The sequence below is a fragment of the Collinsella sp. CM84Y_54 genome, assembly GCF_036317945.1.
In the GTDB taxonomy this organism is placed as follows: Bacteria; Actinomycetota; Coriobacteriia; order Coriobacteriales; family Coriobacteriaceae; genus Collinsella.
In genome coordinates this window covers 346,322-365,323 of sequence record NZ_JAWQCX010000002.1, presented here as the reverse complement: position 1 = coordinate 365,323, position 19,002 = coordinate 346,322, and the positions used below count along the sequence as shown (strand labels likewise).

At 59.5% G+C, this 19,002-nt stretch carries 15 protein-coding genes; 10 read left to right on the top strand and 5 right to left on the bottom strand.

What is annotated here, in order from left to right; translation table 11 throughout:
* Positions 1–107: 107 nt before the first annotated feature.
* The 5 genes from V2391_RS04765 (at position 108) to V2391_RS04745 (ending at position 4,558) form a co-directional block, all read left to right on the top strand.
* Entirely contained in the window at positions 108–1,079 is a 972-nt protein-coding gene (locus V2391_RS04765) for a hypothetical protein (RefSeq protein ID WP_138113293.1), read from the top strand.
* Positions 1,080–1,387: 308 nt separating this feature from the next.
* Positions 1,388–1,816, top strand: a complete 429-nt coding sequence (lacA, locus tag V2391_RS04760) for a galactose-6-phosphate isomerase subunit LacA (protein WP_006234830.1) — start codon at positions 1,388–1,390, stop codon at positions 1,814–1,816.
* 63 nt (positions 1,817–1,879) lie between these two features.
* Positions 1,880–2,404 carry a galactose-6-phosphate isomerase subunit LacB gene (gene lacB / locus V2391_RS04755; protein ID WP_006234831.1) on the top strand — a complete coding sequence of 175 codons (525 nt, stop codon included), beginning with the start codon at positions 1,880–1,882 and terminating at the stop codon, positions 2,402–2,404.
* 283 nt (positions 2,405–2,687) lie between these two features.
* Positions 2,688–3,569: an aldose 1-epimerase family protein gene (locus V2391_RS04750; RefSeq protein ID WP_329738431.1), complete on the top strand. Its 882-nt coding sequence runs from the start codon at positions 2,688–2,690 to the stop codon at positions 3,567–3,569.
* Positions 3,570–3,622: 53 nt separating this feature from the next.
* Entirely contained in the window at positions 3,623–4,558 is a 936-nt protein-coding gene (locus tag V2391_RS04745; RefSeq protein ID WP_329738430.1) for a hexose kinase, read from the top strand.
* Between the two features lie 249 nt (positions 4,559–4,807).
* Here V2391_RS04745 and V2391_RS04740 read toward each other — a convergent pair whose 3' ends face one another.
* Positions 4,808–6,436 (bottom strand): UDP-glucose--hexose-1-phosphate uridylyltransferase, encoded by a 1,629-nt coding sequence (locus tag V2391_RS04740; RefSeq protein WP_329738429.1) that lies wholly within the window; start codon positions 6,434–6,436, stop codon positions 4,808–4,810.
* Positions 6,427–7,632: a galactokinase gene (locus V2391_RS04735; protein WP_329738428.1), complete on the bottom strand. Its 1,206-nt coding sequence runs from the start codon at positions 7,630–7,632 to the stop codon at positions 6,427–6,429. Before V2391_RS04735 ends, V2391_RS04740 begins: the two co-directional genes overlap by 10 nt.
* 383 nt (positions 7,633–8,015) lie before the next feature.
* Between V2391_RS04735 and V2391_RS04730 the strand changes: the two genes are divergently transcribed.
* Positions 8,016–9,002 (top strand): LacI family DNA-binding transcriptional regulator, encoded by a 987-nt coding sequence (locus tag V2391_RS04730; RefSeq protein ID WP_329738484.1) that lies wholly within the window; start codon positions 8,016–8,018, stop codon positions 9,000–9,002.
* Between the two features lie 129 nt (positions 9,003–9,131).
* Positions 9,132–10,292: an FprA family A-type flavoprotein gene (locus tag V2391_RS04725; protein ID WP_329738427.1), complete on the top strand. Its 1,161-nt coding sequence runs from the start codon at positions 9,132–9,134 to the stop codon at positions 10,290–10,292.
* A gap of 65 nt (positions 10,293–10,357) precedes the next feature.
* Here the strand turns inward: V2391_RS04725 and V2391_RS04720 are convergent, their stop codons facing one another.
* Complete coding sequence (locus V2391_RS04720; protein ID WP_329738426.1) at positions 10,358–11,161, bottom strand: DeoR/GlpR family DNA-binding transcription regulator; 804 nt, start codon at positions 11,159–11,161, stop codon at positions 10,358–10,360.
* Between the two features lie 334 nt (positions 11,162–11,495).
* On the opposite strand from V2391_RS04720, the gene V2391_RS04715 reads away from it, so the two are divergent.
* Positions 11,496–12,353 (top strand): class II fructose-bisphosphate aldolase, encoded by an 858-nt coding sequence (locus tag V2391_RS04715; protein WP_022095149.1) that lies wholly within the window; start codon positions 11,496–11,498, stop codon positions 12,351–12,353.
* A gap of 705 nt (positions 12,354–13,058) precedes the next feature.
* Here the strand turns inward: V2391_RS04715 and vsr are convergent.
* The gene (gene vsr, locus V2391_RS04710; RefSeq protein ID WP_329738425.1) at positions 13,059–14,048 is read right to left on the bottom strand and encodes a DNA mismatch endonuclease Vsr; all 990 of its coding nucleotides are present in this window, start codon (positions 14,046–14,048) and stop codon (positions 13,059–13,061) included.
* 148 nt (positions 14,049–14,196) lie between these two features.
* On the opposite strand from vsr, the gene V2391_RS04705 reads away from it, so the two are divergent.
* A complete protein-coding gene (locus V2391_RS04705; protein ID WP_329738424.1) occupies positions 14,197–14,982 on the top strand; it encodes an ABC transporter ATP-binding protein in 786 nt (261 codons plus the stop codon).
* A complete protein-coding gene (locus V2391_RS04700; RefSeq protein ID WP_329738423.1) occupies positions 14,972–17,194 on the top strand; it encodes an ABC transporter permease in 2,223 nt (740 codons plus the stop codon). Before V2391_RS04705 ends, V2391_RS04700 begins: the two co-directional genes overlap by 11 nt.
* A gap of 540 nt (positions 17,195–17,734) precedes the next feature.
* Here the strand turns inward: V2391_RS04700 and V2391_RS04695 are convergent.
* Positions 17,735–18,766: a 3-deoxy-7-phosphoheptulonate synthase gene (locus V2391_RS04695; protein WP_006234851.1), complete on the bottom strand. Its 1,032-nt coding sequence runs from the start codon at positions 18,764–18,766 to the stop codon at positions 17,735–17,737.
* Positions 18,767–19,002 lie beyond the last annotated feature (236 nt).

The following is a 19,002-nucleotide window of genomic DNA, read 5'->3' as shown; positions in this document are numbered from 1 at the left end:
GTTCGTTTTTTGCTCGGTGGGTATACTTCCTTTCGCATTAAGCCCCGGACTGAGGAGGTATCCAAATGCCGGATAACGGGTCAATACAAAAAAGAGACGCGCACGAGATGGCTCATGGGCGTCCTGTCCAGATAACCGAGCACACGACGGTAACCGAGCTGCAGCCCAGTCTGTCCGATGTCGTGTGCGCAAACAAAAAGCTGCAGATTGGCTTTATCGTTGCGCTCGTGGTACTGGCGCTGCTGTCGGGCTTTGTAGCTCGTCCGCATTTCGCCGATACCAAGACTTGGGACTCCACCATCGAGGTCATCGATCAAAAGAAGGGCAATGTTTTGGCGCTCACGACCTCGTGCGTCGCCCTATCTGCGGGTATCACTGCGCTGCCGGGCGATACGGGAACGCCGGTTGCCGAGCAGCTCGCGCAGCTTTCGGGTAACTTGGGCATCGTGCTTGCCGTGCTCTACCTCGAGAAATACCTGCTGACCATTTTGTGGTCGGTTGGCCTGGGCATCCTGATCCCGTTTGCGCTGGTGCTCCTTGCGGTGTCGCTCGGCATTCACGGGCGCTGGAGCACGAGCGCCGTCCTGCGCCGCGTGGCGACTCGCGTGCTGGTGGTCGCCACGATCGGCATGGCGTTGGTGCCTGCAAGCGTATGGGTGTCGCAAAAGGTCGACGAAACGTATCGAGTGAGCATCGAAGCGGCCGAGCAAAAGGCGGCCGACGCTGCGGGTACGGCAAATAGTGATAGCTCCAAAGCAAGCAAGAAAAAGACCGAGTCCACAGAGTCCAAGAACGTGCTTGAGCAGCTTGCCGACGGTGCCTCAAGCCTGGTCACGTCGGTAACCAGTGGCGCCAAGCAGATGACCGACGAGATCGTGCAGCAGGTGACCGACCTTATCGAAGGCGTCATCGTGATGATCGTGACCTCGTGCGTGATTCCATTGCTGGTGCTCGCGGCGTTTTTGTGGCTGGGGCATACCCTGCTGGGGATTGATATTTCCGGCCCGGCGAACTATTTGACGGGTCGCTTTCTGAGCGCTCCGTCCAAGCACGCCAAAAAGGGCGGGCAGTCCGAGTAGCTAAAACAGCTGTATATACCGGGGAATACCGCCGAAGGGCGGCCGAGACACGTTCTCGGCCGCCCTTTTGTTTGTTGAATACGTGGCAGGGCGGGCTTTCCCCGATTCCAAACGGTCAGCAATCATCCGCGAACGGTATTTGTTCAAAAAAGAACAAAGACAAACAAATAATTCTTGCAGTTGATGTTCGAATGTGTTCAAATAAACATGAACAGTGAAGAACCGCACATTCAGATGCCCGGACCTGAACGCGATTCAACACTTCCAAACAGAAACTACGCACCTGCGTATCTCTCAAGGAGGATGTCATGAGGGTTGTAATCGCTTCCGATGCCGACGGTATGTCGATGAAGGAGTCCATCAAGGAGATGCTCATCGCCGACGGTCACGAGGTCGTCGACTATTCCGAGACCCCTGCCGCGGACTTTGTCGATTCCGCGACCGCCGTTGCCAAGGACCTGCTGGAGCACAAGGATTCCCAGGGCTTCGCATTCGATAAGTACGGCGTCGGCTCCTATATGGCCGCCGTCAAGATCAAGGGCATGGTCGTCGCCAACATTTCCGACGAGCGTTCCGCTTACATGACCCGCGAGCACAACGGCTCGCGCATGGTCACCATGGGCCCGGGCGTTGTGGGCACCGAGGTTGCCAAGAAGATCGCCCGCGAGTTCCTGCGTGCACAGTACGCCGGCGGCCGTCACCAGATCCGTGTCGACATGCTCAACAAGATGGCCTAACGAGAGCCACCGAGAACTCGAACTTCTACCTCAACTTGTGAATTCAGACGAAAGGACGTTCTGATGAAGAAGACCATCGCAATCGGTTGCGACCATATCGTTACGGACGAGAAGATCTATCTGGCCGACCGCCTGGAGCAGGCTGGCTACAAGGTGCTCGACTGCGGCACCTACAGCCACACCCGTACGCACTATCCCATCTACGGCAAGGCCGTGGGCGAGGCTGTTGCCAGCGGCAAGGCCGACTTTGGCGTGGCCCTGTGCGGCACCGGCATTGGCATCACCAACGCCGTCAACAAGGTTCCCGGCGCCCGCTGCGCCCTGGTCCGCGACATGACCTCTGCCCTGTACGCTCGTCGCGAGCTCAACGCCAACATCGTGGGCTTTGGCGGCAAGATCACCGGCGAGTTCCTGATGGCCGATATCATGCTTGCCTTCCTGGAGGAGCCCTACGAGAAGACCCCCGAGCACGATGCCCTGATCGCCAAGATCGATGCCTGCAATAAGGCCGACGCCGAGGCTCAGGCTGACCCGCACTTCTTTGACGAGTTCCTCGAGAAGTGGGACCGCGGCGAGTACCACGACTAAGGAGGTTACGCGGTTTTACCAAACCGCGTAACGGGTCGATGCTGCGCGGCGCTCGCTGACGTTGGGGGTGCCTGTGGGGTCGCCGCTGTTGTTGCGAAGCTTTCTGGTTCAGTAAGCTGCTCCGATAACACGTTTGCTTGCTGAGCTTGTGGGCTTCGTTTTGGCGGGACCCAGTATTCTGCAGCTTTTCAATTGACGGCTCGCGTTTCTGTGAGGGGGCGCGGGCCGGTTTTCTATCAGCCCTATTGACTTGGCGGGCTGTCGTAAGAAAGGGAAGGCTCCTATGGAGTTTGTTCTTGATAACGGTTCTATCCGCGTGGCACTGAGCACGGCGGGCGGGTCGTTCACTTCTATTACGGCCAACGGCCGTGAGTACCTGTGGCAGGGCGACCCGGCGGTGTGGTCGGGCCAGGCACCCATTTGTTTCCCGATCTGCGGCGGCCTTCGTGACGGTCGCGCAATGACCATGGGCGGCCGCGAGGTCAAGCTCGCCCGCCACGGCTTTGCTCGCAAGCAGGAGTGGAAGCTCGAGGAGCAGAGCGACAACATGGTTGTGCTGAGCTTAAGCTCTGCCGACCATGCCGAGTTGCTCGAGCAGTACCCGTATCCGTTTAAGATCGTTGCTCGTTACACGATCGATGCGGAGAAGGTGGCCGTGTCGTACGAGGTGACCAATGAGGGCACCGAGGACATGCCGTTCTTTGTGGGCGGTCACCCTGGCTTTAAGTGCCCGCTTGACGAGGGCGAGTCCTATGACGATTATGAGCTTCGTTTTGAGCAGCGTGAGGCCACCGAGCTCTGTACTGCCGTTCCCTCGACGGGCCTGATTGATGTTGAGCATCGCAGCAAGAACCCCATGATCGGCCATGACCTGCCGCTTACCCACGAACTCTTCGACTTCGCGGAGACCATCTTTGACGTGCTCGAGAGCCGCGTGGTTACGTTGACCAAGAAAACCGAGGACAAGGGCGTGCGCCTGACGTTCCCCGATATGCCATACCTGATTGTGTGGAGCAAGCCCGAGGGCGACTTTGTGGCCGTGGAACCGTGGGGCGGCCTGTCCACCTGCTCCGACGAGGACGATATTCTGGAGCACAAGCGCGGCTGCCTGGTGGCCAAGCCGGGAGAGACCGTCACCCGCGGCTTTGAGATCGAGATCCTTTAACGAGCTATCGTATGTTTGGGGCGGGTTATGCCGCCCCGGAACAGGAGTTCAACATGATTCTGACCGTTACCATGAACCCGTCGATTGATACGCGCTATCAGCTCGACAAGCTGATCATCGACGATGTTAACCGTGTGACGCCCGAAAAGACCGCTGGCGGCAAGGGCCTCAACGTGAGCCGCGTGCTGCTGCAGCTGGGCGATGACGTGCTCGCGACCGGTCTACTCGGTGGCCATATGGGTGCCTATATGGCCGAGCTCATGGATGCCGACGGCGTCAAGAACGACTTTGTGCCCATCGCCGGTGAGACGCGCATTTGCTTGAATATTCTGCACGAGGGCAATCAGACCGAGCTGCTGGAGAGCGGCCCGCAGATCGCCCCGGCCGAGCTCGAGGCCTTTACGGCCAAGTTTGCCGAGCTTGCAGCGAAGGCGGACGTTGTGACGCTTTCGGGCTCGCTGCCGCGTGGCGTCGATGCCGGCTACTATGCCGAGCTCGTCAAGATCGCCGAGGAGGCGGGCGCCAAGGTGCTGCTCGATACCTCGGGTGCATCGCTGGAGGCCGCGCTGGAGTCCGACGCTAAGCCTGAGCTCGTAAAGCCCAACCTGACCGAGATTAACGGCCTGCTGGGTACGTCCTTTACGACCGATGATGTCGATGCCCTGCGCGAGGCGCTTGCCGCCGATGACCGTTTTGCCGGTATTCCCTGGGTTGTCGTTTCGATGGGCGCTGCCGGTTCGGTGGGCTTCCATGAGGGTCGCGCGTTCCGTGCCAAGACGCCCGCGATTGCGGCTGTGAACGCGACGGGTTCCGGCGACTCGACCATCGCCGGCTTTGCGCATGCTATTGCTGCTGGTGCCGACGACGTCACCGTGCTCAAGACCGCCAATACCTGCGGCAAGCTCAACGCCATGGACCCCAAGACCGGCCACCTGGTCATGGACTGCTGGGACGAGGTCTACAGCAGCGTTGAGGTCGTAGAGTTGTAGCGGTTGCGACTCCCAATAGAATGAGCGTGGATAATCTCCCGCTTTTGGTGCCCATACGAGCTCAAAGTGGGAGATTTTCCACGCTCGAGTCATTAGTCGTTGGGGACGTTCTTTAATGACTAGTCGAACAAGAACGTTCCCAATGACTACACGCAAAAACGGCGCCCGCCGGCGATGTTGCCGGCGGGCGCCGTTGTCGTGTAGGTGGCTATGTCGTGGGGGCTGCCGTTGAGCGTCCGGGTCTGTGCTCTACAGCGAGTCGATAAAGCGCTGCTGGGCGGCACGTCCTGCCTCGTCCCACTTAAAGACGCCGGCGTTGTCGAGCACGTGGCCAAACACCACGCCCACCTCCTCGTGCAGGATATCGATGGCGTTGTCGGTCGTAAGTTCATCGGCGCGGCGTGCAAAGACATCCTCGGCCCATGCGGCGTGGCTGCGGCAAAGGTCGTCGCCCTCGAGTGCGGCGCCAAGGTCGTAGCTTGCGTCGACCTTGGCGGCCAGCAGGTGCTCGCGGACGGCGCCGAGCTCGGGAACCAGGCGTGGCGGCAAAATGGCCAGGCCCATGACCTCGATCAGGCCGATGTTCTCCTTCTTAATGTGGTGGTACTCGGCATGCGGGTGGAATACGCCCAGCGGATGCTCGTCAGTCGTGATGTTGCAGCGAAGCGCCAGGTAGGCCTCGTAGATTTCGCCGCCGGCATTGCCGCGGGAGTCGACGCGGCGGATGACGGGCGTCACGGTGTTGTGCGCCACGCCATCGGCTGTGTGCGCGACGACGCCAACCGACTCATCGGTCCACTCGCGCCAGGCAAGGATAATCTTCTCGGCGGCGTCGAGCAGCTGGGCGCGGTCGTGCGAACGCAGTCGCAGCACCGAGAGCGGCCACTGCAACACGGTACCGCTGACCTGGTCAAAGCCGGGCACGCTAAACTGCGAGACCTCAGCGGCATGCATCATGGGGAACTCGTGCGCGCCGCCCTGGAAGTGGTCATGCGACAAGATCGAGCCGCCCACGATGGGCAGGTCGGCGTTGGAGCCGATGAAGTAGTGCGGGAACAGGTCCACAAAATCGAGCAGGCAGGTCAGCCCCTTGCGGTCCACGTGCATCGGGCGATGCTCGGAGCTCATCGTAATGCAGTGCTCGTTAAAATACGCATACGGGCTGTACTGGAAGCCCCAGCGCTCGCCGTCGAGCTGAATGGGAATAACGCGCAGGTTCTGACGGGCGGGATGAGCGCCGCCGTCGGCTGCGGCGGAGCGTCCGGGGTAGCCCTCGTTCTCGATGCAGAGCTGACAGGCGGGATACTTCTCGCCCGTGTTTTTGGCGGCACCGGCTGCGGCAATATCGCGCGGGTCTTTCTCGGGCTTGGACAGGTTGATGGTGATCTCCAGGTCACCCCAGTTGGTGGAAGTACTCCATTTGATGTTGCGCGCGATGGCGGCACGGCGCACGTAGCCGGCGTCGCAGCACAGACCATAGAACCAGTCGGTCGCGGCGCGGGGCTCGTTGACGCCCATGCGTCCGTTGAACTCCTCGTTTACAACTGAAGGCCTCGGCATCAGTACGCCCATGATGCGCATGGCGATGCGGTCTCGGCCCGATGCCGTGTCCTCGGCGGCACCGTTGGCAACGGCGGCCTCGGAAAGCGCGGCAAGCGTGCCTTCAAGATCAAAGTCGGGGAGTGTATCGGGGTGCAAGAGCGATAGTTTCTCAACCTGGAGCGCCCAGGCCATGTCGAGCGCGGGGCCCGTGGCGCCGATGCATTCCAGAATGGTGTTGTAGGCCCAGATGCGGTCGTCCTGTCCGATCATCGATCGGTGGATGGCATATTCGATAAGGCCCTGCGCGGCCTCGCGCACGTCAGTCATTACAGCCATGCCGCGTAAGCCCCCTTGTCAGAAATTGCGTAGTGGCGGGCAGAGCCCTCGCCTAGCCAGCCGTTCATCTTGGTGATAAAGGTGTCGACCAGGTCGAGCGGCACGAAGGCCTGGATGGTGCCACCAAAGCCGCCACCGTGGATACGGACGGCGCCACGGCCGTCGAGCACGTGCTCGGCCAGTGCCAGGGCATACATCGAGGGCTGCTCGGAGCCCAGCTTGGCAACGACATTCTGTAGGTACATGGCAGAGCTGGCGCCGGACTCGCGCGTCAGGACCAGGAACTGATCGATGTCGCCGGCGTTCAGAGCAGCCCAGCGCTTGTCGACCAGGCCGTTCTCGTACCAGTAGTGAACGGCGCGCAGGCAGGCGCGGTCGCCCAGCTTGGCGCGCAGCTCGGGGAGCTTGGCGTCAAAATCGGCAACGTCGACCTCGCACAGGCGTGCCTTGCCAAACTCGGCGGCAACGTCCTGCATCTCGCGCGGAACGGCGGCGTAGTCGTCGGTGGCGGCCACGTGGTCGGCACCGACCTTAACGAGCACGAGCGCATAGCCGTGATCCTCAAAGTTGAGCTCGAGCTTCTGGGTTTTAGGCTGAGCCTGGTCCTCAAAGTCCATGTAGGCAAGGCCGCCCAGGCACACGGCGGCCTGGTCCATCAGACCGCAGGGCTTGCCGTAATAGTTGTTCTCGGTGCGCTGGCTCATCTGCGCGAGCGCGACGGGCTCGATGGCGGGTGCGCCCCAGAGGGTTTCCATGGCGCGACCGTACGCGGCCTCGACGGCGGCAGAGCTGGAAAGACCGCCGCCCGAGGGGACGGAGCAGGTGAAGGCGAAATCGAAGCCGTGGGGCTCAACGCCAAGGGCTGCAATCTCGTGGGCCATGCCGCGGACGAGGCTCGCGGACGTGCCCTTCTCGGACTCTTGAATATCCAGCGTGTCGAGCATGATTTCAAACGTAGGATAGCCCTCGTCGGCGACGCGAATCTTGTTGGAGTCGGTTGCCACGGCGATGCCGTCAACGGCGACATCGAGCGAGCCGGCGATAACGTGGCCGCCCTCGTGGTCGGTGTGGTTGCCGCTGATCTCGGAACGGCCGGGCGCGTGCACGTAGAGCACCTGGCGGTCGCCGATGGGGCCAAACTCCTCCTCAAATAGCTTGGTGAGCGTGGCGAGTGTCTTTTCGTCGGGGGTGGTCATGGGAGTCCTTTCCTTGGCGCGCGAGGGTGAGTTTTGCGTCGTTATGAGTACGTTAACAACTTGAAGCGGCATGAACCAAGTGTTCACGATACCGCACGTTACGGGCTATGTTAACGTACTCATAACACAACTCTTGTCACTTTTTGAGAATCTGGTAATCGGTAGAAATTCAGCCGTGAACGGTATTGCCGTATGGACTTATAAAGCAGAAGAGATGCGGATTGAAAAAGTAGAGTACGTTAACATGCGTCCGACGATAGCGGGCCTCGGCGCGGGCTAAACTCCTGCCCGGGCCGGCATTCACGCTATTCAGATCTCGCAAGGGTGAAGGTGATCCTGTGGCAAGGCGCCCGTCCAACGATACAGGTACGCGTCCGGTCTCCATGGCCGACGTCGCCCGCGCTGCCGGCGTTTCGCAGCAGACGGTTTCGCGCGTCGCCAACGGCTTGCCCAACGTTAACGAGCAGACGCGCCAGCGCGTGCAGTCCGCTATGCAAGAGCTCGGCTTTCGTCCGAGTTATGCCGGTCGCTCGCTGCGCGACGGTCGATACCATTCGGTTGGCCTATGCGTCAACGATGTCACCAAGTTTGGCAACCTCTCAATGATCGACGGCATCGCCAGCGCTGCTCGCGAGCATAATTGTGCCATCACGCTGGTCGAGATGTCCAAGACCGAGGAGTTTTCGCTTGCCGAGGCCACGCGTCGTATGGCCGCACTGCCCGTGGACGGCATCATCATCGGCATGAGCCGCATGGCGCCCGATTTTGAGACGTTTGATCCACTGCCGGGCATTGGCACGGTCATCGTTACCATGTATGCGCACCCGCGGGTGACCACGGTCGATTCCGATCATTACGGCTGCTCGCTATTGCTTATGGATCACCTGTTTGAGCTGGGGCACGAGCAGATTCGCTATATTGGCGGCCCGTCGTTCTCGGTCGACGAACAATTTCGTCGCGCCGGTTGGCAGGATGCACTCGAGCGTAAACACATCGAGCCGGCAGAGCCGCTCGAGGGCGACTGGTCTGCAAACAGCGGCTACGAGGCCGGCAGGCGCCTGGCCGAGCACGATCACACCATGACGGCGATTTACGCGGCAAACGACCAGATGGCAAACGGCGCAATTGCGGCGCTGCGCGATAGCGGCCTGCGTGTGCCCGAGGACGTGAGCGTGGTGGGCGTCGATGATTCGCTCGATGATTTTGTGGCACACAACGAGCTCACGACCGTGCGATTCGATCTACATCAGCGCGGACGCGAGGTGTTTGAGCATGCGGTTCCCGAGGCGGGTACGGCGGGCAAAACCGTTGCCATCCGTATTCCCGGCCAGCTCATTATTCGACATAGCACGGCGATACTGCGCGCATAGTTTGTGCAGGTCAACGGCAGTATATTCCGCCTCAATTACAATCGGTAAGGATGCTGACGGATAGCCGTGGCTATGAAGGCGAGTGTTATGATAGACGGGTTCTTTTGTCTATCTAGGAGGCTTTGCCTGATGGAGATCACCAAGGATATCCGCTACATCGGTGTCGACGATCACGACATTGACCTGTTCGAGGGCCAGTACGATGTGTCCGAGAACGGTATGGCATACAACAGCTACGTTATCTTGGGCGAAAAGATCGCTGTCGCCGATTCAGTCGACGGCGGTTTTGTTGACGAGTGGCTCGGCAACCTCGAGGCCGTGCTCGATGGCCGTACGCCTGACTACCTGATCGTCCATCACATGGAGCCCGATCACTCCGCCGGTATCGCCGCCTTTATGGAGCGCTATCCCCAGGCACAGATTGTGGCCAGCATGGGCGCCTTCCGCATGATGGTCAACTACTTTGGCACCGACTTCCCCGAGCGCAAAATGGTCGTCAAAGAGGGCGATGTGCTCGATCTGGGCGGCCACAGCCTGACCTTTATCGGCGCCCCCAACGTTCACTGGCCCGAGGTGATCTTCTCCTACGAGTCCACCGACAAGGTGCTCTTTAGTGCCGACGGCTTTGGCAAGTTCGGCGCCAACGACATCGAGGATCCGGAAGGGTGGGCCTGCGAGGCTCGCCGTTACTACTTTGGCATCGTCGGTAAGTTTGGCAAGTTCGTGCAGGCCGTCCTCAAGAAGGCCGCCGACCTGGACATCCAGATCATCTGCCCGCTCCACGGCCCCGTGCTGACCGAGAACCTGGGCTACTACCTCGACACCTATAACACCTGGTCGAGCTATCAGCCCGAGGACGAGGGCATCACCATTGCCTATGCGAGTGTGTATGGGCACCTGAAAGCTGCCGTCGAGGAGCTCGCATCTGCGCTCGAGGCTCGCGGCCAGAAGGTCTCCGTCTTTGACCTGGCTCGCGACGACATGGCCGAGGCCGTTGAGGATGCGTTCCGCTACGACCGTCTGGTGCTCGCCTCCATTACCTATCAGGGCGAGATCTTCCCGTGCATGAGCACCTTTATCCACACGCTCGCCGAGCATGCCTACCAGAACCGCACCGTGGCGCTTGTCGAGTCCGGTTCCTGGGCGCCCGCAGCTGCCAAGGTTATGACCAAGGAGCTCGAGGGCATGAAGGACATCACCCTGACGCAGAACAAGGTGACTGTGCTGGGCTCGCTCAACGACGCCTCGCGCGCCCAAATCGAGGCCCTCGCCGACGAGCTGTCCAAGTAGCGATATATCGCTTTTAACGCTCAAACCACCACGAAGGGGACAGGCACCTTTGTGGTGGTTTTTGTTTAAGCGCCGGCGATGACGAGGGCTGGACGTGAGCTGTCAGTGGCCTCGTCGATCGAGGTGGCGACGGCATGGTCGGGGTCACGGTCCATCACGATGGAGTCGACATCGGCAAGCTCGGCAAAGCGGTACATGCCGCGTCCGTTAACCTTGCTGGCGTCCATGAGGGCGACGCTTTGATGGGCCGCGGTGATCATAGCCGTTTTGGTCTCGGCCATCTGGGGAAAGTCGGTCGTAAAGCCGCAGCTGGGGACAAAGGCGCCGGGGCACATGACGGCCAGATCGGCATGGACCATTTGGAGCGCCTGCATAGTGAGCGGTCCGTACAAATAACGATGGCCTTTGCGCAGCGCCCCGCCCAGCATGACGACATCGACTGAGGGCATGCTCTCGTCGATGTAATCGGCAATGGTAATGTCGGCCGTGATGACGGTGATACCGTCGCGCTGATCGAGGAGCCGGACGAACTCGAGCGCCGTGGTGCCCGAGTCGACGAGCAGCGTGTCGCCGTCATTGACGAGCTCGATGGCGCTTTGCGCGATGGCCTGCTTGGCGGCGACGTTGACATTGATGCGGCGATCCTGCGTGGAGACGGTCAGACGTTTGTGGAGTGATACGGCACCGCCGTGCGTGCGGCGCAGCTTGCCTGCTTCGGCGAGCGCGTCCAGGTCGGCGCGGGCGGTGACGGAGGACACGCCAAAGGTCTGGGCGATTTCTGCTACCTGCACCGAGGCATTATGATCGAGCATTTCCATAATGGCGGTACGGCGTTCGTCGGCAAAAGCGCGGTTGGTGGCTTGGGCCATGCTTGCTCCATTCTCGGCTAAATTTGCAGGAATTGTGTTGACTCTATTTTCGTTCATTTTCTTTTTGAGTAAGAAAACACCTTTCGATTACTTATCTTTTCTATAAAAGAAAGACGCTGAACGCCCAAAATTCAATATCGAACATGTCCACTCGGCTCAAATTCCTTCCGTTTACTTTTCAAAAACGACTGTATTGACCTGCATCGGCTCAATATCTCGCACGTGCAAAGCTGCTGAATTTCATACAATGAGCGCAGCAAAACGCAAGGTAAAACGCCTTGTGAACAACTACGCCCGACGTCCAGATGCGGGCGAGGGAGAGGAGCAAACGCTCATGGCACTTGTTACCACCGAAAAGATGCTCAAGGACGCTCAGGCCGGCCACTACGCTGTTGGTGCTTTCAACGTCGAGAACCTCGAGTTTGTTATGGCCGTTCTGGCCGCTGCCGAGGAGACCAAGTCCCCCGTCATCATGCAGACCACCCCGGGCACCATCAAGACCGCTGGTCTGGACTACTTCTACGGCATGGTCAAAGCTGCCGCCGAGCGCGCTTCCGTGCCCGTCGCTCTGCACCTCGATCACGGCGATGGCTATGACCGCTGCATGCAGGCTTTCCGCACGGGCTACACCTCTGTCATGATCGACGGCTCGCACGAGTCCTTCGAGGACAACATCGCCCTGACCAAGTCCGTCGCCGACGCTGGCCGCGCCATGGGCGTGCCCGTCGAGGCCGAGCTCGGCAAGGTTGGCGGCAAGGAGGACGACGGTCCCGCGGTTGAGGGCGAGAGCCCCTACACCGATCCGGCCGAGGCCAAGGAGTTCGTCGAGCGCACCGGCTGCACCTCTCTCGCTATTGGCGTTGGCACCAGCCACGGTGTGTACACGAGCGATCCGCACATCGAGCAGTCCGTGGTCAAGGCCATCCGCGACGCCGTCGACGTGCCGCTGGTTCTGCACGGCACTTCCGGTGTGCCCGATGAGCAGGTCGCCGAGGCCGTGAAGAACGGCATCTGCAAGGTTAACTACGCCACCGAGCTGCGTCAGGCCTACACCAAGGGCTTCATGGCCTACATGGCCGAGAACCCTGCCTGCTTCGATCCCAAGAAGCCGGCCAAGGAGGGTATGCGTGAGATCACCGAGCTGGTTAAGATCCGCATGACCAACCTTAACTCTGTGGGCAAGGCAGAGTAACAGCAAGGGTACTCCGACTCGCTACATATCCCGGGGAGGGACGAGGGCTTAGTTCCCCAATCGTCCTCGGGCATGCAAAAAGCCTCGCTGCACACTTCGTGCGGCGAGGCTTTTTGCCCCCTGCGGAAAGATTGGGGAACTAAGCCCTCGTCCCTCCCAAGGTGACCTGCTCGAGATCGTCGCCCTTGTGGCGTTAGGGCGGAAATGGGTGGGGCGTTAGGGCTTCTTTGCTGATGGGGGATTAGTATGCCCGGGCTTGGTTGGGGAAGGTTTTGTCTAGGGATGCTTGGAGCTTTTCGAAGGATGCTCGTAAGTTGAGGCTCTGATCGGCTGAGCGCTTGGTTTTTGTGGTGGGGGAGTCGAGGAGACCGTTTCTCTGTGTCGGGGGGAAGGAGAAAAGGTTTGCATATTTTAGGGATGGCTGCTGTGCTGCGTCATTGGAAGAATGCATGCTTGTGCGGCCTCCTCGATGTCCACCAATAGATTGCGCTCGGGGTATGCTGCTAGGTCCCGTGCGTTGGCAGTATTATGCCGCGGCTGCTGCAAAGAAGCGCTAAAGAAAGGCTTAACCTGGTTTGATGTTACGATGAAACTGCAGGTCAAAGCCATCGAGTAACACTCTTGAAAGGTTTTGAGCTTAAGGGCTTTCTAAGGTTTGTGGCGCGGATGTGGCTCGCCTGTGTGGGGCGTGTGGATGGCTCGTTCCTAGCGCTGCGGCTCTGCGGCGCGCACCTGCTCGATGACCTTTTCCATCGTGGCGTCGATGCGGTCTTTTTTGAGCTCGCATTCCCAGATGGTTATGGGTGTCCAGCCCATTTGAGTGAGTGCTGCCACGGCAGCGCGGTCGCGCTCGACGTTGCGACGGAACTTTGCCTCCCAAAACTCAACGTTGCGCTTGGGCTGGCTAGGGTTGCACTTGGGGCAGCGGTGCCAAAAGCAGCCGTTGACGAAGATAGCGATCTTGCGGCCGGGAAAGGCGATGTCGGGCTTGCCAGGAACCTTCCATTCCAAGCGATAACCCGTAAGGCCCGCTGCGCGCAAGCGCTGGCGAACGAGCAGCTCGGGCTTGGTGTTTGCACGCTTGTTGCCCTTCATGGACTTTTTTATAGCGGCGCGACGGCGCACGAGTTCACGCTCGTCGGCGGAAAGGTCCGAGGTGTCGATGCCGTCGAGCAGACCTGGTTTGGGGCGCTTTTTGCTACGGCGCTTAGGTGCGCGCTTGGGCTTGGTGGCGGGCTCGTCGGTCGCGGTGGCCTCGGCGTCGTTGGCAACGCCGTTGGCCTCAAGCCGGTCTTCCTTCAACTCAATTAGGGCATCAATGAGTCCCTTGTCGGCGGGCATCCACTCAACGGTGGCAAGCGAGGTGCGCGGAATCCAGCGGATATCGAGCTGGCGGTCGTGCTTCTGGGGCTCGCCAGACTCTTTAGCCAGCGAGCAGTAGTAGCACTCCATGGAGAGATGAAAATCGGGGTAGTCGTACTCAACGGTATAGAAATCGCGCAGATTGGTGACTTTGACCTGCAACTCTTCCATAAGCTCGCGGCGTACGGCGTCCTCGGGCGACTCGCCGCGCATGAGCTTGCCACCGGGAAACTCCCAAAGTCCCTGCATGTCGCCGTAGCCGCGCTGCACGGCAAGCAGCTCATCAGATCCTTCCTTGCGAATGATCCCAGCGGCAACATGAACAGTCTTCAACAGGAGTCCTCTCTCAACATCAACACGTGGCAGGGTAGCTACGCGTACCTTACACAACGGTAAGGCAAGCGTAAGCCATATCGATGGTAGCCGACTCGTCTTCTTGCGACTATAGATGCCGTAGACTAATCGCAAGAAAGGACTCGGTATGCAAACCACGCACATGGCGACCCCGGTACTGGAGGTCGCGCATCTCGAAAAGGTATATGGAGCGCTGGGCAACGTGACCCGTGCGCTCAACGACGTCAGCTTTACCGTCAACCGCGGCGAATTTGTTGGCATCATGGGCGCTTCGGGCTCGGGCAAGTCGACGTTGCTCAACTGCGTGTCGACCATCGATAGCGCCACGAGCGGCACGATCCGCATCAACGGGCAGGACGTGACGCGCATGAAGCAGGCCAAGCTCTCGCAGTTTCGCCGCGAGGAGCTCGGCTTTATCTTCCAGGACTCCAACCTGCTCGATACGCTCACGGCACGCGAGAACATCGCCCTGCCGCTCACCATTGCCCGCACAAACTCGGCAGAGATCTCGACCTGCGTGCAGGATGTGGCAGCGCGCCTGTCCATCAGTCAGGTGCTCGACAAGTATCCCTACCAGATGTCCGGCGGCCAGCAGCAGCGCGTTGCCGCGGCTCGCGCGCTCGTCACCGACCCCACCATGATCATGGCCGACGAGCCCACCGGCGCCCTCGATTCCAAGAGCGCCCGTCTGCTGCTCGAGAGCCTGGAGGCCCTCAATTGCCGCCTACGCGCTACCGTGCTCATGGTCACGCACGATAGCTTTGCCGCCAGCTACACGAGCCGTGTGCTGTTTATCCGCGACGGCAAGATCTTCACCGAGCTGCGCCGCGGCGACACCGACCGCCGAGAGTTCTTCGACCGCATTATGGAGGTCGTTGCCATGATGGGCGGTGAGGGCTCCGATGCTCTGTAAACTCGCTTGGGGCAACGTCCGCCGCGCCGGCCGCGACTACCTCGTCTACCTTTTGACGCTCACCCTGGGCGTCACGGTCTTCTATGCCTTTAACACCATCTCGATGCAGGTCGACATCGCCGGCATCGATGAAGAGGGCTTGGCGCAGGTTATGGGCAGCATGCTCGGCGACCTGACGTACTTTTTGGCCGGTGTCATGGCCTTTTTGATGGTGTATGCCAATAACTTCATCATGAAACGCCGCAAAAAGGAGTTTGGCCTGTACCAGGTGCTCGGCATGGGGCGCGGGCGCGTCGCCACGATCATGGCGCTCGAGACGGTGATTGTCTCGGTGGTGGCCTTTGTCGCCGGCATTGTGCTGGGTGTGGGACTCTCCCAGCTCATGACGTTCTTTACGGCCTCGCTTTTTAAGACACAGATTGCCAATTTCCACTTCTTTTTCTCGGTGCATGCGTTCAATCTGACTCTTGCCTGCATGCTCGTAATGTTTGTGCTCACGCTACTGCTGAACCTTCGCGCCGTGCGTCGTACCAAACTCATCGAGCTTATGGGTGCCGAGCGTCGCAACGAGAGCATCAAGACGCGCAACCCCTGGATTGCGATTGCCATCTTTGCCGTGGGCGTGGTGCTTGTGGGCGTGGCCTATTACCGTCTGCTACGTGATGGGTTCCCGCTAACCGCGACGGACAGCAAGCTGCAAGAGGCCATGAACCAGTTTGGCATTACGACCGCTATGGTTACCGTGGGCACCTTTGCCCTGTTCTGGGGACTCTCGGGCATGCTCATCAAGCTGCTGCAGAGCCTGCGCGGCGTGTATTGGCGCGGCCTCAACATGTTTACCGTGCGCCAGCTTGCGGCCAAGGTCAACACGGTGTGCTTTTCGATGGGCGTCATCGCGATGCTCCTGTTTTTGGCCATCACCTCGGTGACGTGCGGTATGTCGATTGCCAATGTGATGAACGAAAACCTGGAGCGCTATAACCCTGTTGACGTGTCACAGACGTATGTCTATTACACGCCCGATACGCTCGACTACTACAAAGAGTACATCAATCCGTCTGAAGCCGATCGCATGGTGCTGGCCGATAGTACGGTCGATTTGTACTCCGCATGGCACGGCGATCCATGGCACGGCGATCGTAAGGGCAAGTCGGCGGACAACAACGACGAGACCGGCAAGAAGGTCAATATTGCCGATGTTGCCGGTGAGCATGTGCAGATCGATTCGTATCTGAGTTACCCGCTTGGCGGTTCGGATCCTTCGGTGACTCCAAGTGAAATGTGCAAGGTCATGGGCGAAAAGCTTCCCAAGGCGTTCGGGGGTAGCAATGCCGATACGATGGGTCTGTTTGTGACGCCGGCGAGCCAGTACAACAAACTGCGTCAGATGATGGGCGAGGAGCCGGTGCACATCGGTCACGACCAGTATCTGCTCACGTGTGATATGGGCGGCGAGCTGGTCGACCTGTACACCAAGTATATGGCTGGCGGCCATGCCCTTACCTTGGGCGGGCATACGCTCAAGCCCGCAACCGATAAGTCGGACGAAGATGCGGCGGCCATCGCCAACTCGGCGATGGGCAGTAATCCGGGTACCGTCGTCGTTGCCGACGAGCTGTTGTCCCAACTTAATCTGCAGCCGTATTCCAGTAGCCTGCTCGTTAACTACAAACAGGGGATGGATACGACCGAGGCAGACGAGAGTATTAAATACACTGTGCTCGACAATCTGCTCGTTGACGGCAAGGAGCCGGGGTCGTGGGGAACCTTCATCACACGCTCCGAGATGTACGCGCAAGCAGCGCAAATGAACGGTCTTATTAGCTACCTAGCCATCTACATCGGCTTTGTATTGGTCGTTGCATGCGCGGCGATTCTGTCGATCCAGCAACTCTCCAACGTGGCCGACGGCAGCCGCAGCTATCGTGTGCTGGCACAGATCGGCTGTGAGGACCGCCAGATTCGTCATTCGGTGATGGCGCAGCAAGCGGTATTCTTCCTGTTCCCGCTGGCAGTGGGCCTGGCGCACTCCTTTGTGGCACTTAAGGTGATCATCGAGCTGGTGAGCATTTTCGGAAATATGAGCATCGGCGGCACCGTGGGCCTCACCTGTGCAATCTTCCTGGCAGCATACGGTGGCTACTTCCTGGTGACCTACCTCATGAGCACCGGCATGGTGCGAGCCGCCATTGCCACCCGCTACAGCGAGTAACAAGCGGACAAAACCGTCGCAAAATCAGAGGCGTATGACCGCCGCGAAGGGACCAGGGGCCCTTTCGCGGCGGTTTTTGCCAATCTGGTGCGTCTCAGATACAAGTGAGTAGACTTTTTTGAACCTGCCGAGCACATCGCGACAAATGATCTATAAAACTGCAGGTCAGAACTGTGGCGTTTTGGGGCGTGCTTGCCCTCCTGCAAAAAGCCTACTCACTTGGTTTTTCTGCTAGAAGACCGCCACGAGGGAAGGCAACTCCCCCGGGTAGTCGTTGGGGACGTTCTTAAACGACTAGTCAAACAAGAACGTCCCCAATGACTACTTTGCGGGCAGCTAAAAGAGCCCATCCTAAATTAGCTACCCCGCCAACACCGCAGGTAGAGCAAAAGTCAGCGAAAGCCCGCCAGAGCGAGCAAGGTGCCTTGAAGCAAGGCGGCATTGACCTTCTGGTCATGCCGCCGAAGTTGAAAGGCAGATTGCCGCTCTGGCGGGCTTGCAGCGTCGAGCCGTTACGGCGTTTGGTAAAACGCCGTAACTCTAAATCCGCTCCGCGATCTCGTGGATGAGGTAGTCGGTCTTTTCCCAGCCCAGGCACGGGTCGGTGATCGACTTGCCAAAGACGCCGCCGTCGACCGGCTGGTTGCCGTCCTCCAGGTAGGACTCGATCATAAAGCCCTTGACCAGCTTGGAGATGGACTCGTTGCGGCGGCAGCTGTCGAGCACCTCCTTGCAAATGCGATACTGCTCCAGCGGACGCTTGCCCGAGTTGTCGTGGTTGCAGTCGATGACCGCTGCGGGATTGGCATAGCCGGCGTGCTCGGTATAGCGCTCGGCCAGGCGTTCCAGGTGTTCGTAGTGGTAGTTGGGGTAGGTGCGCCCATCGAGACCGATGTAGCCACGCATAACGGCGTGCGCGAGCGGATTGCCGTCGCACTCGACCTCCCAGTTGCGGAAGATGAAGCTCTGGTGCGCCTGCGCGGCGTAAATGGAGTTGAGCATAACGGTGGTAGAGCCAGCAGTGGGATTCTTCATGCCGACGGGTACCGAAATGCCGCTCGACACCAGGCGATGCTCCTGGTTCTCGACCGAGCGTGCGCCCACGGCAACATAGCTCAGCAGGTCAACGAGGTACTGGTAGTTGGACGGATAGAGCATCTCGTCGGCGGTGAAGAAGCCCGTTTCCTCAATAACGCGCAGGTGCATATGGCGGATGGCCTTGACGCCCTCGAGCAGGTCGTCGGGAGCCTCGGGGTTGGGGTTGTGCAGAAGACCCTTGTAACCGGTGCCCTTGGTACGCGGCTTATTGGTGTAGACGCGCGGAATGATGATGAGCTTGTCCTTGACCTCCTCGGCGGTCTTGGCCAGTCGGTTCATGTACTCAAGCACCGAATCCTCGCGGTCGGCAGAGCACGGGCCGATGATGAGCACCTTGCGTGCGTCCTCGCCGGTAAAGACTTTGGCGACCTCGGCGTCAAATGCCTGCTTTTTGGCGGTAAGCTCGGCAGAAAGCGGCATTTCCTCGCGGATCTCCATGGGGATCGGCAGCCTGCGTTTGAATTCCATGGCCATAGGGGCCTCCTCAATCTAAAGAAAGAGCAATAAGCGTATTGTCGAGTGTTCGGCATTATCCGCTGTCGCACGCTAAAGTGCAAGCCCTTGTTACCCCGAAACCTGCCAAAAAGGGACAGGTTTATTTTGGCAGGTTTTATCTGGGTAAACGTTGGCGCTCACCAGGATGGGATGACGCCGTGAGGGACCCTAAGCCTGCCGCCGATTCCCCGGGGAGTACCCAGTGGGCAAAAAAT